The sequence below is a fragment of the Janthinobacterium sp. PSRC1-1 genome (genome assembly GCF_049897525.1).
GTDB classification, from domain to species: domain Bacteria; phylum Pseudomonadota; class Gammaproteobacteria; order Burkholderiales; family Burkholderiaceae_D; genus Janthinobacterium; species Janthinobacterium tructae.
Window position 1 is genome coordinate 759,968 of sequence record NZ_JAFCWK010000001.1, and the last position, 13,179, is coordinate 773,146.

Consider the following 13,179-nt stretch of genomic DNA (forward strand, 5'->3'; position numbering starts at 1 on the left):
GGACGGATTGTACCCTGTTACGCGTTTTTGTGATAGCGCGGCGCTGGCCCTGTGCGTTTGTGTTGTGGTTCAGCGCGCCGGCGGCGTGGCGCCGTCCTGCACTACCGTGATGGACAGGTCCGTCCCGGCGCCGGGCACGCGCGCACTCTCGACTGCCTGCGCGGCGCGCTGCCGCAGGTCAGGCCGTTCGACGCCCTGTCCAGTGGCAGGGATGGCGGCGGGGGAGGGCGCTGGCCTGGCCACGATGGCGCACACCGCAAAGGCCATTGCCAGCACCAGCAGCGCGGCCATCACCCAGGTTGCCGGGCGCGCATAGGCGGGGCGCTCGCGGCGGGCCTGGCGCGCGGCGCCGTCGACGATGATGCGGCCCAGTTCCGAGCCGTGCTGGCGCGTGCGCAGTAACTCGAATTGCTGCGCCGTCAAGGTGCCTTGCCGCAGCATGTCGCGCAGGGCGGCGATGGGCGAGGCAAGCAGACGGTCCCCGGGCAGGCTGGCGTGGGCGGCATCGCGCTGCCACTGGCTGATCAGATCTTCCTCGTACAGTGTGTCGATGGCCTGGCCGTTGAGCAGCTTGAGCGCATCGGCGGCCAGTTGCTGGCGCTCGAGCAGGGCCGCGCCATCATGCCGGCGCGGCAGCTCCTGCACGCGCCGCAGGAAGTCGTCCTGCGGCAGCAGGTCGGTGCGCAGCAGCCACGCCAGCGCTTCGGCGGCACGCGCGCCGGTAGCCAGCCGTGGCATGTCGACGTCCTCGTCCTCGTCCAGGGCGAGGATTGCCAGTTCGGCGATGGCGTCGTCGAGTTCATTGTCCGTGATCAGGAGGAGTTGGCGCAGTTCGGCGAGTGCAGGATGGGGGTGGCTGGTCATGGGTTGCAATCTTGTCAGGAAGGTGACATCTTGGCGCAAGGCCCGTTTTCCTGGCGCGCCCATGCAAACGGGGCCGGGGCGGATGCATCCCGCGCCGGCCCCGCCGTTTGCCGCCAAGGGGCGGGCTTAGTGCCTGGTGCTTAGTGCTTCAGGCCGCGCCAGCCGATGTCGCGGCGGTACTGCGCGCCGTCGAAATGGATTTTTTCCACGGTTTCATACGCCTGCTTCTGCGCCATCTTGATGCTGTCGCCCAGACCGACCACGCACAGCACGCGCCCGCCGTTGGTGACCAGGCGTTCGCCCTCGATGCGGGTGCCCGCATGGAAGGTGACGGAGTCGACGGTTTCGGCCGGGATGTCGCCAATCGGCGTACCCTTGACGGGATCGTCCGGGTAGCCGGCGGCGGCCATGACGACGCCGACAGCCGTGCGGCGGTCCCATTCCAGTTCCACCGCGTCGAGGGTGCCGTTGACGGCGTGTTCCATGACGGCGACCAGGTCGGTCTTCAGGCGCGCCATGATCGGCTGCGTTTCCGGGTCGCCCATGCGGCAGTTGAATTCCAGCGTCTTCGGCGTGCCCTTGTCGTCGATCATCAGGCCCGCGTACAGGAAGCCCGTAAACGTGATGCCATCCTTGGCCATGCCCTGGATGGTCGGTACGATGATCTCGCGCATGACGCGCGCATGCATGGCCGGCGTGACGATCGGCGCCGGCGAGTACGCACCCATGCCGCCCGTGTTCGGGCCCTGGTCGTGGTCCTTCAGGCGTTTATGATCCTGGCTGGTGGCCAGCGGCAGGATGTTCTTGCCGTCGCACATGACGATGAAGCTCGCTTCTTCGCCGGCGAGGAATTCCTCGATGACGATGCGCGCGCCGGCGTCGCCGAACTGGTTATCGGACAGCATCATGTCGACCGCCTGGTGCGCTTCTTCCAGGGTCATGGCAACGACCACGCCCTTGCCGGCGGCCAGGCCGTCGGCCTTGATGACGATGGGCGCGCCCATGGCGTCGATGTAGGCATGCGCGGGCGCGACGTCGGAGAACGTCTGGTAGGCGGCCGTCGGGATGCCATGGCGCTGCATGAAGGCCTTGGCGAAGTCTTTCGACGATTCCAGCTGCGCCGCTTCTTTCGTCGGGCCGAAGATTTTCAGGCCGCGCGAGCGGAACAGGTTGACGATGCCTGCCGCCAGCGGCACTTCCGGGCCGACGACCGTGAGGCTGATGTGTTCCTGCTGAACGAAGTCGGCCAGCAATTGCGGGTCGCTGATGTCGAGATTGACCAGGCGCGCATCGCGCGCGGTGCCGCCGTTGCCCGGCGCGACATACACCATCTGTATGCGTTCGGACTGGGCCAGTTTCCAGGCCAGGGCGTGTTCGCGGCCGCCAGAGCCGACTACCAGAATTTTCATAGGGACCGTTCGTTCAAGGTGGGTTGCAGGGCGGCGGTGCCGCCCTTGAGTGCAGAGTGACTAATTGTCTGGATTAATTCTCTATTAACGCGTTGGTGAAGACTTCCTGGACATCGTCCAGCAGCTCCAGCGCATCGATCAGCTTTTGCATCTTGATGGCGTCGTCGCCCGCGTACACGGTTTCCGTCGCCGGTTTCATGATGACTTCGGCCACTTCGGCCTTGAAGCCGGCCGCTTCCAGCGCTTCCTTGACGGTGGCGAAATCGTGCACGGGAGTGAGCACTTCGAAGCCGCCTTCTTCATCGGCGATGACGTCGTCGGCGCCCGCTTCCAGGGCCGCTTCCATCAGCTTGTCTTCATCGGTGCCCGGCGCGAACAGCAATTGGCCGCAATGCTGGAACATGAAGGCGACGGAGCCTTCGTTGCCCATGTTGCCGCCATTCTTGTTGAAGGCGTTACGCACTTCGGCCACCGTGCGCACCTTGTTGTCGGTCATGCATTCGACGATGACGGCCGCGCCGCCCACGCCGTAGCCTTCGTAGCGCACTTCTTCGTAGTTGGCGCCATCGACGCCGCCGCTGCCGCGGTTGATCGCGCGCTGGACGTTGTCTTTCGGCATATTGGCGTCAGCCGCCTTGTCGACCGCCAGGCGCAGGCGCGGATTGGTGATGGCGTCGGCGCCGCCCATGCGGGCCGCGACCGTGATTTCCTTGATCAGGCGCGTCCAGATTTTGCCGCGCTTGGCATCGGTGGCAGCCTTTTTATGCTTGATATTGGCCCATTTGCTATGTCCTGCCATGTCGAATCTTCCTTAGACGGGGGTTCAATTGTGGCCGACATTTTAGCATATCGGCCCCCGGCCAAGCGGCATGGCCCCGTCATCAGGATGACACAATCTGTTGCTAAAGTGACGCGCTTTCACCATATCGAGGGCGCGACATCATGGCAAGTCAAATGGACAGACGGCAATTTCTGAAATTGGGCGGCTTCATTACCGTGTCGGTGGCCACTGTCGGCCTCGCCGCCTGCGGCAGCACCGATTACAGCGATCCTGGCGTGCCGCTGGCCTCGGGCAGCGACTGGAAATTCCCGCAAAGCGTGGCCTCGGGTGATCCGCGCGCCGACAGCGCCATGCTGTGGACGCGCGTCGTGCCCGCCAGTTTCGACGCCGTCGCGTCCGCCGTGGCCGGCAAGTCCGACGTCGCCGTGCGCCTGATCGTCAGCGCCAGCGACAATACGGCCGCCCTGGGCGGCAACACGGCCCTGGCCGGCACGCCCATCGTCGACGCCAAGCTGCCGCTGAAAGCCGATTTCGACAATACCCTGCGCCACAAGGTGACGGGCTTGCAGCCGGGCCAGGTGTATTTTTACCAGTTCATCGCCGGCGACGTGCGCTCGAACGTGGGCCGCTTCAAGACGGCGCCTGCCGCGACTAGCGACGTAGCGCAGCTGCAGTTCGCCTACCTGACGTGCCAGGACTGGAGCATCAACCACTGGGGCGCGCTGTCGCACATCGCCGCCAACGAAAGCCTGGACTTCATCGTCCACCTGGGCGATTACATCTATGAAACGGTGGGCGAAGCCTTCCAGAGCGGCGCCGTGGAAAGCCGCCACGACCAGCTGAAATTGCCCGATGGCACGTACAAGAGCGGCAGCGCGGGCGCGAAATACGCCACCACGGTGGCCGACTACCGCTACCTTTACAAGAAATACCGCACCGATACGCGCTTGCAGGCCGTGCACGAGCGCTTCGCCTTCATCGCCGTCTGGGACGACCATGAATTCACGGACGACGCCTGGCAGGACGCGTCCACCTACGAGGGCCTCGTGGCCGCCGACGGCAGCGATTTGCACCAGCCGGCGCGCCGGCGCAGCGCCAACCAGGCCTGGTTCGAATACATGCCGGCCGACGTCACGTTTGACGCCGCCGCGACGACGTTTCAGAACATCCAGATTTACCGCGATTTCCAGTTCGGCAAACTGATGCAGCTGGTGATGACGGACGAGCGCCTGTACCGCGCCGACCATGCGATCGCCGAATCGACCATCAACCCGGCCACGGGCAAGCCGCTGGGCAGCATCGGCAGCCGCTACCTGGTGCCGCAAGCGCTGTTCGACAGCGTGGAAGGGCAGAAGATGGCGGCCGCCACGAAAGCCGGCGCCGATCCGCTGGCGGCCGTCGGCATGCTGGGCACGACCCAGCGCGACTGGTGGAAGGGCAAGATGAAGGCGGCGACGTCGACCTGGAAGCTGTGGGGCAATGAAGTGTCCTTGCTGCGCATGGGCTTGAACGGCACCGATGCGATCGCCACCTTGCTGGCGCTGGGCGCCATGGCGAACGTGGGCAAGGCCATCGCCAGCACGCTGCCACTGGTGGGCGGCAGCGTGCCGCTGGCCTGCGCCATCGTGGCCGCTTCGACGGCGGGTGCATCGACAACTGTGGCGCAGGCGGCCGCCATGGCGATTGCCGCTGCCACCGCGAATGCCGGCGCGCAGGGCGCCGCCGCCGTGGGCGCCGGCCTGAGCGCGGCCCAGGCCGGCATCACGGTGGCCGCCTACAACAGCGCTTCGCCGGCCGCCGCCGCGCAAGTGATCGCCTTCGGCTGGATCAAGCCCGACGTGCAGGCCAAGGGCGCCGCGTCCAGCTTTGTCGCCGCTTCCGGCCAGCAGGCCGCGCTGGCGCCATTCTTCACGCGCTTCCTGCTCAATTGCGACCAGTGGGATGGCTACAACAGCGAGCGCAAGAATCTGATGGCACACCTGAAAAATAATGCCATCGGCAACGTGGTGGCGCTGACCGGCGATATCCACTCGTTTTTTGCCGGCACCGTCAGCGATGATTTCGACGCCGCTGGCGGCGGCACGCCCGTGATGGTGGACCTGGTGTCGGCCGGCGTGAGTTCCGATTCCTTCTTCAGCTACCTGAAGTCGGCCGCCGGCGCCATGGGCGATATCGGCACCCTCGTCAGCTATCCGCTGGCCATTCCCGTCACGGGCCTGGGCACGGTCAATCTCGACGTCAACCTGCTCGACTACACCATGGGCAAGGCGGCCCCGACCGTCGACAGTCTGCTGGAGCAACTGCGCGTGCAGCTGCGCGGCGCGCTGGCCGCCAAGGGCGTGCCGGAAGCGCAGCTCGACGCGACGGTGGCGGCCGTGCAGGCGGGCTTGAAAGCAAACACTGACTTCAGCACGACCCTGCTGGGCCTGGCGCAGCAATTGTCCGGCCTGGGCAACAATCCGTGGATCAAGCATCTGAATACGGATGCGCAGGGTTACACGGTGGTCACCTTGACGCCTGGCAAGCTGGTGGCGCAGTTCAAGCAGGTGAATAAGCTGATCGGCACGGCGGCGCCGTCGAACGTGATTGCGCGCGTGACGACGGCGACGGTCAATGCTGGGACGGTGGCGGTGGCGGTGGCGTAACTGCTGGGGTCAGACCCGTCGGGTCTGACCCCGGTACTCAGCCGCCTTTGGCTTTTGCCTTACAATCTGGGCATGAGCTCCAGTTCCCCGCAAGCAAGCCCTCCATATATTCCCCGTTCCGTCTACCTCGGTGGCCTGGCCATCGCCGTGGGCGGGGCGGTGCTGTTTTCCACCAAGGCCATCGTCGCCAAGCTGCTGTACCGCTACCAGATCGACGCCGTCACCCTGATCGCCTTCAGGATGATTTTCTCTCTGCCCGTGTTCGCCGTCATCGCCTGGTGGAAGATGCGCACGGCGCCGCCATTGTCGACCAGCGACCGCTGGCGCCTGGTCGGGCTGGGCCTCGTCGGCTACTATCTGTCCAGCTATCTGGATTTCCTGGGCCTGCAATATATTTCCGTGGGGCTGGAGCGGCTGATCCTGTTTCTCACGCCCACCTTCGTGCTCTTGATTACCACCGTGTACTTCAAGCAGAGCATCAGCCGCCTGCAGTGGCTGGCCCTATTGACCTCGTATTGCGGCATCGTGCTGGTGTTCGTGCACGACTTGCAGGGCGGCGCCAGCAATGTGGCGCTGGGCTCGACCCTGGTGCTGGGCTCGGCCTGTTCGTATGCCGTGTATCTGCTCGGTTCCGGTGAGCTGGTGAAACGCATCGGCTCCATGCGCCTGGTCAGCTACGCGATGTGCGTGGCCAGCTTTGCCTGCATCGCCCAGTTTTTCATCCTGCGCCCCGTCGAGCTGCTGATCCAGCCCATGCCCGTATATGGCCTGTCTTTGCTGAACGGCATCTTTTGCACGGTGATGCCCGTCTTCATGACGATGATCGCCGTCGAACGCATCGGCGCGCCCGTCGCCTCGCAGGCGGGCATGATCGGTCCCGTGTCGACCCTGTTCCTGGGCGCCTTGATCCTCGATGAACCGATCACCAACTGGCAGCTGGCTGGCACCAGCCTGGTATTGGCCGGTATTTACTTGCTGTCGAAAAAGAAATAATTCTCCCACCCACTGAAAATGCTCTCACCATGAAAACACGCATCGCCCTGATTGCCCACGACAAGAAAAAAGATGACATGATTACCCTGGCGGGCGAATACCTGGACTTTTTGAAGGGTTGCGACCTGTCGGCCACGGGCACCACGGGTGGCCGACTGATCAACGAGCTGGGCTTGCAAGTGGAGCGCAAGCATTCCGGCCCGTTCGGCGGCGACTTGCAGATCGGCTCGCTGCTGGTGGAAGGCATGATCGATTGCGTGATCTTCCTGCGCGACCCGATGACGCCGCAGCCGCACGAGCCCGACATCAATGCCCTGGTGCGCGCCTGCGACGTGCACAACGTGGCATGCGCGACGAATCTGTCGTCGGCGCACCTGGTACTGTCGCAGCTGCAGGCGCGGGCCGTTGCTGCCGCCTGATTCACCCAGACAAGGAGATGAGCATGAGCGCAACGATTACCACCAAGGCCATCCGCGTACAGCGCGTGGGCGGCCCGGAAGTGATGGAATACGTGGATGTGGAACTGCCGCCGCCCGGCCCCGGCGAAGCGCGCGTGAAACACGAGGCCATCGGCCTCAATTTCATCGACGTGTATTTCCGCACGGGCCTGTATCCGCAGCCGCTGCCCAATGGCCTCGGTGTCGAGGGCGCGGGTATCGTCGAGGCGGTGGGCGAGGGCGTCACGGAAGTGAAAATCGGCGACAGGGTGGCGTATGCGGCGCGCATCAATGGCGCGTATGCGCAGCAGCGCAACTTGCCGGCCGCCCTGCTGCTGGCGCTGCCCGAGCGCATCGGCTTCGATACGGCCGCCGCCATGATGCTGCAAGGCTTGACGGTGCAATACCTGTTCCACCGCACGGTGGCGCTGAAGGCGGGCGATACCATCCTGTTTCACGCGGCGGCGGGCGGCGTCGGCCTGATCGCCTGCCAGTGGGCCAAGGTGCTGGGCGTGAATCTGATCGGCACCGCCGGTTCCGATGAAAAGGCGGCGCTGGCCAAGGCGCACGGCGCGGCCCACGTCATCAACTACAACACGGAAAACTTCGTCGAGCGCGTGCGCGAGATCACGGGAGGCAAGGGCGTCTCCGTGGTCTACGATTCCATCGGCAAGAATACGTTTACGGGCTCGCTCGACTGCCTGGCGCCGCTGGGCATGATGGTCAGCTTCGGCAACGCTTCCGGCCCCGTGCCGGCGTTCACTCTGTCCGAGCTGGCCTCGCGCGGTTCGCTCTTCATCACGCGCCCCGCCTTGTTCAGCTATGCCTCGAACCGCGCGAACCTGGAAGAAATGGCTGCCTCGCTGTTCGGCGTCGTCAGCAGCGGCGAAGTCAAAATCGAGATCAACCAGCGCTACAATCTGGCCCATATCGCCCAGGCGCACACGGACCTGGAAGGGCGCAAGACCACCGGCTCGACCATCATCGTGCCATGAGCGGCGGCAGCGGAAACGACGGCACGCCGAAATTCGGCCGCCTGCTGATCGTACTGGTGTTGGCCGTGGCGCTGATCGGCGCGCTCACCTTTGCCGCCGAGGCGTATTACTCATAGGCATAAAACGCAGACATAAAAAAACCGGCTGGCGCATTGCTGCACCAGCCGGTTTTTTTGCATAGTCACGCCATTACTCTATTTTGACTTCGACCTTGCGGGGAACTCCACTTTGTCCCGGGAAGTCCGCAAAGGCGCTCGCTACCATGGCCGGCATCACTTGCGACGTGGCGCGCTTGGTGCTGGTCGATTGCACGGTCACGTCATACAGTTTCTTGCCGCTGCGGTCATTGATCGTCACGCGCAATTCGCGCTCGTATTTATGGCGCACGCTTTCTTCGATATCCATCGGACCATACCAGTAGGGGTTGTAGCCAAAGCGGCCATAGCCTGGCCATGCGCCGTAGCGATAGCCGTAGCGGCCAGGCCAGTAGCCGGGGCCATACCAGAATGGATCGGTGGCTTGCAGCACGCGCTCAGGATAGTCGACGGTGGAAAACTGCATCGCCACGCGCAAATTGGCTGCGGCAGGGCCGGAAGCTTCGCCGAAGCCGTGCTTGGCCAGTTCCGCGCGCACCAGGTTCTGGTAGCTGCGGTATTCCAGCGTATCGTTTTCCGCCGCTGGCGCTTCAAAGACATACGATTTGTCCTGCAATTGCGCAGGCCACTCATGGAAGACGGTCACATCGCTGCGTATGGTGGTGGCGCATCCGGTCAGCAACACGGTCAATGCGGCCATCATGATGGTGAGATATCGTTTCATTGCATGATCTCCTGTTAGTAGACGCAATTCATCACTTGGTATTATAAGAATAGTTCTATTTGTTTCCATGCATTATTACAGAATGTTACCTGGCATGTCGGCGTGTAAGGGAATCCAACATTCCTGAGCTGAATCGCGACTATCGGGGGGCTGGTGTTGGTAAAATAGGCTTTTGCCTCCGCTCCCACCCATTCCCTATGCGCACAGACAGCCCTCAGACGATTTACCGCAAAGATTACACGCCGCCCAGCTTCCTGGTCGACAGCGTCGAACTTGGTTTCGATCTTGATCCCGCCCGCACAGTGGTGGCGAGCCGGATCCACATGCGCCACAACCCCGCCAGTACCAGTCGCAGCATCGAATTGCACGGCGAACACATCGAACTGGTGCTGGTGCGCCTCAATGGCAAGGTGCTGAAACCGTCGCAGTACAAGCTGACGGCCGGCATGCTGACCATTCCCAGGGCGCCGGATGACGTGCTGCTCGAGATCGAGACCGTGCTGGCGCCACAGGACAATACCTCGCTGTCCGGCCTGTATGTGTCGAACCATAACTTCTTCACGCAGTGCGAAGCAGAGGGTTTCCGCCGCATCACCTTCTTCCCGGACCGCCCGGACGTGATGGCCAGGTACACGGTCATGCTGCGCGCCGACAAGGACAAGTATCCGGTGCTGCTATCGAACGGCAACCTGATCGAAGAGGGCGACCTCGGTGATGGCCGCCACTACGCCAAGTGGGAAGATCCGTTCAAGAAGCCATCCTATCTGTTCGCCCTGGTCGCCGCGCGCCTGGTCTGCCAGGAAGAGCGCTACACCTTGAAGTCCGGCCGCGAAGTGCTGCTGCAGGTATGGGTGGAAGAGGGCAACCTCGATAAAACCGACTACGCCATGCAGTCGCTGAAAAACTCGATCCGCTGGGACGAGGAGCGCTTCGGCCTGGAGCTGGACCTGGACCGCTTCATGATCGTCGCCGTGGGCGATTTCAACATGGGCGCCATGGAAAACAAGGGCCTGAACATCTTCAATACCAAGTATGTGCTGGCCAATTCGCGCGTGGCGACCGACGTCGATTACGCCGGCATCGAGGCGGTGGTGGGCCACGAGTACTTCCATAACTGGACGGGCAACCGCGTGACGTGCCGCGACTGGTTCCAGCTGTCGCTGAAGGAAGGCTTGACGGTATTTCGCGACCAGGAATTCTCGGCTGACATGATCGGTACCGACACGGGCCGCGCCGTCACGCGCATCGACCAGGTGCGCACCCTGCGCCAGGCGCAGTTCCCTGAAGACGCGGGCCCGATGGCGCATCCCGTGCGTCCCGATTCCTTCGTCGAGATCAATAACTTTTATACGGTCACCATCTACGAAAAAGGCGCCGAAGTGGTGCGCATGTATCAGACCCTGGTGGGCCGCGACGGTTTCCGCAAGGGCATGGACCTGTATTTTGAACGTCACGATGGCCAGGCCGTGCAGTGCGACGACTTCCGCGCCGCCATGGCGGACGCGAATGGCCGCGATTTCACCCAGTTCGAGCGCTGGTACAGCCAGGCCGGTACCCCCATCGTGAAAGCATCCACGCGCTACGACGCTGCCAGCCAGACGTTTGAACTGACGCTGGCGCAAAGCTGCCCCGCCACGCCGGGCCAGCCGAAAAAACTGCCATTCCACATTCCCGTCACCGTCGGCTTGCTGGCTGCCGATGGCCGCGACCTGCCGCTGCACGTGGACGGCGTGGCATCGCATGGCGCCACCAGCGTCGTGCTGGAATTGACCGAGGCGTCGCAAACCTTCCGCTTCACGAATGTGACGGAAGCACCCGTGCCTTCGCTGCTGCGCGACTTCTCCGCGCCCGTGGTGCTGGAGTACGACTATACCGATGCGCAGCTGCTGCACCTGTTCCGTCACGACAGCGATCCCGTCAACCGCTGGGAAGCGGGCCAGCGCCTGGCCATGGAACGCCTGCTGAAACTCACGGGCGCCGTCGCCGCCGGCGACACGCTGGCGCTGGACGAGACCTTCATCGCCGCGCAGCGCGCCTTGCTGGCCGACGACACGCTCGATCCCGCCTTCCGCGAGCTGGCCCTGATCCTGCCGTCGGAAACCATCATCGCCGAGCGCATGGCGCAAGTCGATCCGCAGGCGATCCACGCGGCGCGCCAGTTCATGCGCACGACCATCGCGGCAGCCTTGAAGCCCGAATTGCTGGCGCAATACCACGCCAACCAGACGCCGGGCGAGTACAGCCCTGACGCCCTGTCGGCCGGCAAGCGTGCGTTGAAAAACCTGGCCCTGTCGTATCTGTTGATCGCGCCCGGGGCGGCGGAGCTGGACCTGGCGCGGCTGCAGTTCGACAATGCCGGCAACATGACCGACCGCGCCGCGGCGCTGGCGGCGCTGATTCATTCCGGCTCGCAGCCGCATGCGCAGGCGGCGCTGACCAGCTTCTATACCGATTTCGAGAACGAAGCGCTGGTGGTCGACAAGTGGTTCGCCATGCAGGCTGCCGCGCCAACGACCGACGTGCAAGCCGTGCGCCAGTTGATGACGCACCCGGCCTTCACCCTGAAAAATCCGAACCGCGCGCGCAGCCTGATCTTCAATTTCACCAACGGCAATCCATCGCAGTTTCATGCGGCGGATGGCAGCGGCTACGCTTTCTGGGCCGAGCAAGTCATCGCGCTCGACGCCCTGAACCCGCAGGTGGCCGCCCGTCTGGCGCGCTCGATGGACCGCTGGCGCCGTTACGTGCCCGCACTGCAAAGCCACATGCGCGACGCGCTGGAACAAGTCGCCGGCCAGGCCAGCCTGTCGAATGACGTGATGGAAGTCGTCAGCAAGGCGCTGGCGAATTGATGGCAGGTCGGATTACGCCCTGCGGGCTAATCCGACCTACGCGGCGTCATGATTTCGTAGGTCGGCTTAGCGCCAACGGCGCGTAAGCCGACAATCACCGCACGCGACACTTAAAATAACGACATAACCAACAAAGGGAATTCATGAAACGCATCAGTCTTACGCAATACCTGGTTGAAGAGCAGCGCTCGAACAACAGCATCCCGGCCGAACTGCGCCTGCTGATCGAAGTCGTCGCGCGTGCCTGCAAGACCATCAGCCACGCCGTCGGCAAGGGCGCCCTCGGTGAAGTGCTGGGCACGGCCGAGACGGAAAACGTGCAGGGCGAAGTGCAGAAAAAGCTCGACATCATCTCCAACGAGATCCTGCTCGAAGCGAACGAATGGGGCGGCCATCTGGCGGCCATGGCGTCGGAAGAGATGGAGTCGATCCACCCGATCCCGAACCGCTATCCGAAGGGCGAATACATGCTGCTGTTCGACCCACTCGATGGCTCGTCGAACATCGACGTCAACGTCTCGATCGGTACCATTTTCTCGGTACTCAAGGCGCCGGAAGGCATGGGGCAGCCGACCGAGCAGGACTTCATGCAGGCCGGTACCAAGCAGGTCGCCGCCGGCTACGCCGTGTATGGCCCGCAAACCATGCTGGTGCTGACCTTCGGCAACGGCGTGAACTGCTTTACCCTGGACCGGGAAATGGGGTCATGGGTCCTCACGCAAAGCAATATGCAGATTCCGCCAACGACGAAGGAGTTCGCCATCAACATGTCGAACGCGCGCCACTGGCATCCGCCCGTGAAACGCTATGTCGACGAACTGCTGGCCGGCGACACGGGCCCGCGCGGCACCAATTTCAACATGCGCTGGATCGCTTCGATGGTGGCCGACGTGCACCGCATCCTGAACCGCGGCGGCATCTTCATGTACCCGGCCGACCTGCGCGACACCTCGATGCCGGGCAAGCTGCGCCTGATGTACGAAGCGAACCCGATGGCCTTCATCGTCGAACAGGCCGGCGGCGCCGCCACCGACGGCCAGCAGCGCATCATGGACATCGCCCCGCACAAGCTGCACCAGCGCGTGCCCGTGTTCCTCGGCTCGAAAGACGAAGTGGCCCGCGTCACGGCCTACCACGCGGAGTAAAAAGCCGCGATTTTCCGCGGCCCGCAGCCGGGCCGCGAAAAAAATGCAAAAAAGTTCGCGTTGACACTAGCAAATTTTGTGCATTGTTTGTAGAATGTGGGTCTTCGCCGTTGTAGCTCAGTTGGTAGAGCAGCACATTCGTAATGTGAAGGTCGCCAGTTCGATTCCGGCCAACGGCACCAAGTATTCGCAGTAGAAAAAAACCACCGCACAAACGGTGGTTTTTTTTCGTCTGAAGC

General features: G+C 63.3%; 10 protein-coding genes and 1 tRNA gene. 7 read left to right on the forward strand and 4 right to left on the reverse strand.

The annotated features are described in order from the left end of the window. Positions 1-69 precede the first annotated feature (69 nt). From ACP7DW_RS03455 to ACP7DW_RS03465, 3 genes are all read right to left on the reverse strand, one after another. The gene (locus ACP7DW_RS03455) at positions 70-864 is read right to left on the reverse strand and encodes a hypothetical protein (RefSeq protein ID WP_426053399.1); all 795 of its coding nucleotides are present in this window, start codon (positions 862-864) and stop codon (positions 70-72) included. A gap of 140 nt (positions 865-1,004) precedes the next feature. Further along, complete coding sequence (purD, locus tag ACP7DW_RS03460) at positions 1,005-2,273, reverse strand: phosphoribosylamine--glycine ligase (RefSeq protein ID WP_298406819.1); 1,269 nt, start codon at positions 2,271-2,273, stop codon at positions 1,005-1,007. A gap of 73 nt (positions 2,274-2,346) precedes the next feature. Next, the gene (locus ACP7DW_RS03465; protein WP_010401062.1) at positions 2,347-3,072 is read right to left on the reverse strand and encodes a YebC/PmpR family DNA-binding transcriptional regulator; all 726 of its coding nucleotides are present in this window, start codon (positions 3,070-3,072) and stop codon (positions 2,347-2,349) included. 155 nt (positions 3,073-3,227) lie between these two features. Between ACP7DW_RS03465 and ACP7DW_RS03470 the strand changes: the two genes are divergently transcribed. The 4 genes from ACP7DW_RS03470 (at position 3,228) to ACP7DW_RS03485 (ending at position 8,124) form a co-directional block, all read left to right on the forward strand. Further along, the gene (locus tag ACP7DW_RS03470) at positions 3,228-5,699 is read left to right on the forward strand and encodes an alkaline phosphatase D family protein (RefSeq protein ID WP_426053398.1); all 2,472 of its coding nucleotides are present in this window, start codon (positions 3,228-3,230) and stop codon (positions 5,697-5,699) included. 72 nt (positions 5,700-5,771) lie between these two features. Then, positions 5,772-6,692 (forward strand): DMT family transporter, encoded by a 921-nt coding sequence (locus ACP7DW_RS03475; RefSeq protein ID WP_426053397.1) that lies wholly within the window; start codon positions 5,772-5,774, stop codon positions 6,690-6,692. Positions 6,693-6,721: 29 nt separating this feature from the next. After that, positions 6,722-7,111 (forward strand): methylglyoxal synthase, encoded by a 390-nt coding sequence (locus ACP7DW_RS03480; RefSeq protein WP_426053396.1) that lies wholly within the window; start codon positions 6,722-6,724, stop codon positions 7,109-7,111. A gap of 23 nt (positions 7,112-7,134) precedes the next feature. Then, positions 7,135-8,124, forward strand: a complete 990-nt coding sequence (locus tag ACP7DW_RS03485) for a quinone oxidoreductase family protein (protein ID WP_426053395.1) — start codon at positions 7,135-7,137, stop codon at positions 8,122-8,124. A gap of 189 nt (positions 8,125-8,313) precedes the next feature. On the opposite strand, the gene ACP7DW_RS03490 is transcribed toward ACP7DW_RS03485, so the two are convergent. After that, complete coding sequence (locus ACP7DW_RS03490) at positions 8,314-8,943, reverse strand: DUF4136 domain-containing protein (RefSeq protein WP_426053394.1); 630 nt, start codon at positions 8,941-8,943, stop codon at positions 8,314-8,316. A gap of 197 nt (positions 8,944-9,140) precedes the next feature. Here ACP7DW_RS03490 and pepN point away from each other — a divergent pair, with 197 nt between their 5' ends. The 3 genes from pepN to ACP7DW_RS03505 all read left to right on the forward strand — a co-directional run bounded on the left by pepN (position 9,141) and on the right by ACP7DW_RS03505 (position 13,122). Further along, positions 9,141-11,795 carry an aminopeptidase N gene (pepN, locus tag ACP7DW_RS03495; RefSeq protein WP_426053393.1) on the forward strand — a complete coding sequence of 885 codons (2,655 nt, stop codon included), beginning with the start codon at positions 9,141-9,143 and terminating at the stop codon, positions 11,793-11,795. Between the two features lie 143 nt (positions 11,796-11,938). Next, the gene (locus ACP7DW_RS03500) at positions 11,939-12,940 is read left to right on the forward strand and encodes a class 1 fructose-bisphosphatase (protein ID WP_426053392.1); all 1,002 of its coding nucleotides are present in this window, start codon (positions 11,939-11,941) and stop codon (positions 12,938-12,940) included. Positions 12,941-13,046: 106 nt separating this feature from the next. Further along, a tRNA-Thr gene (locus ACP7DW_RS03505) sits at positions 13,047-13,122 on the forward strand. The last annotated feature ends 57 nt before the right edge of the window (positions 13,123-13,179 follow it).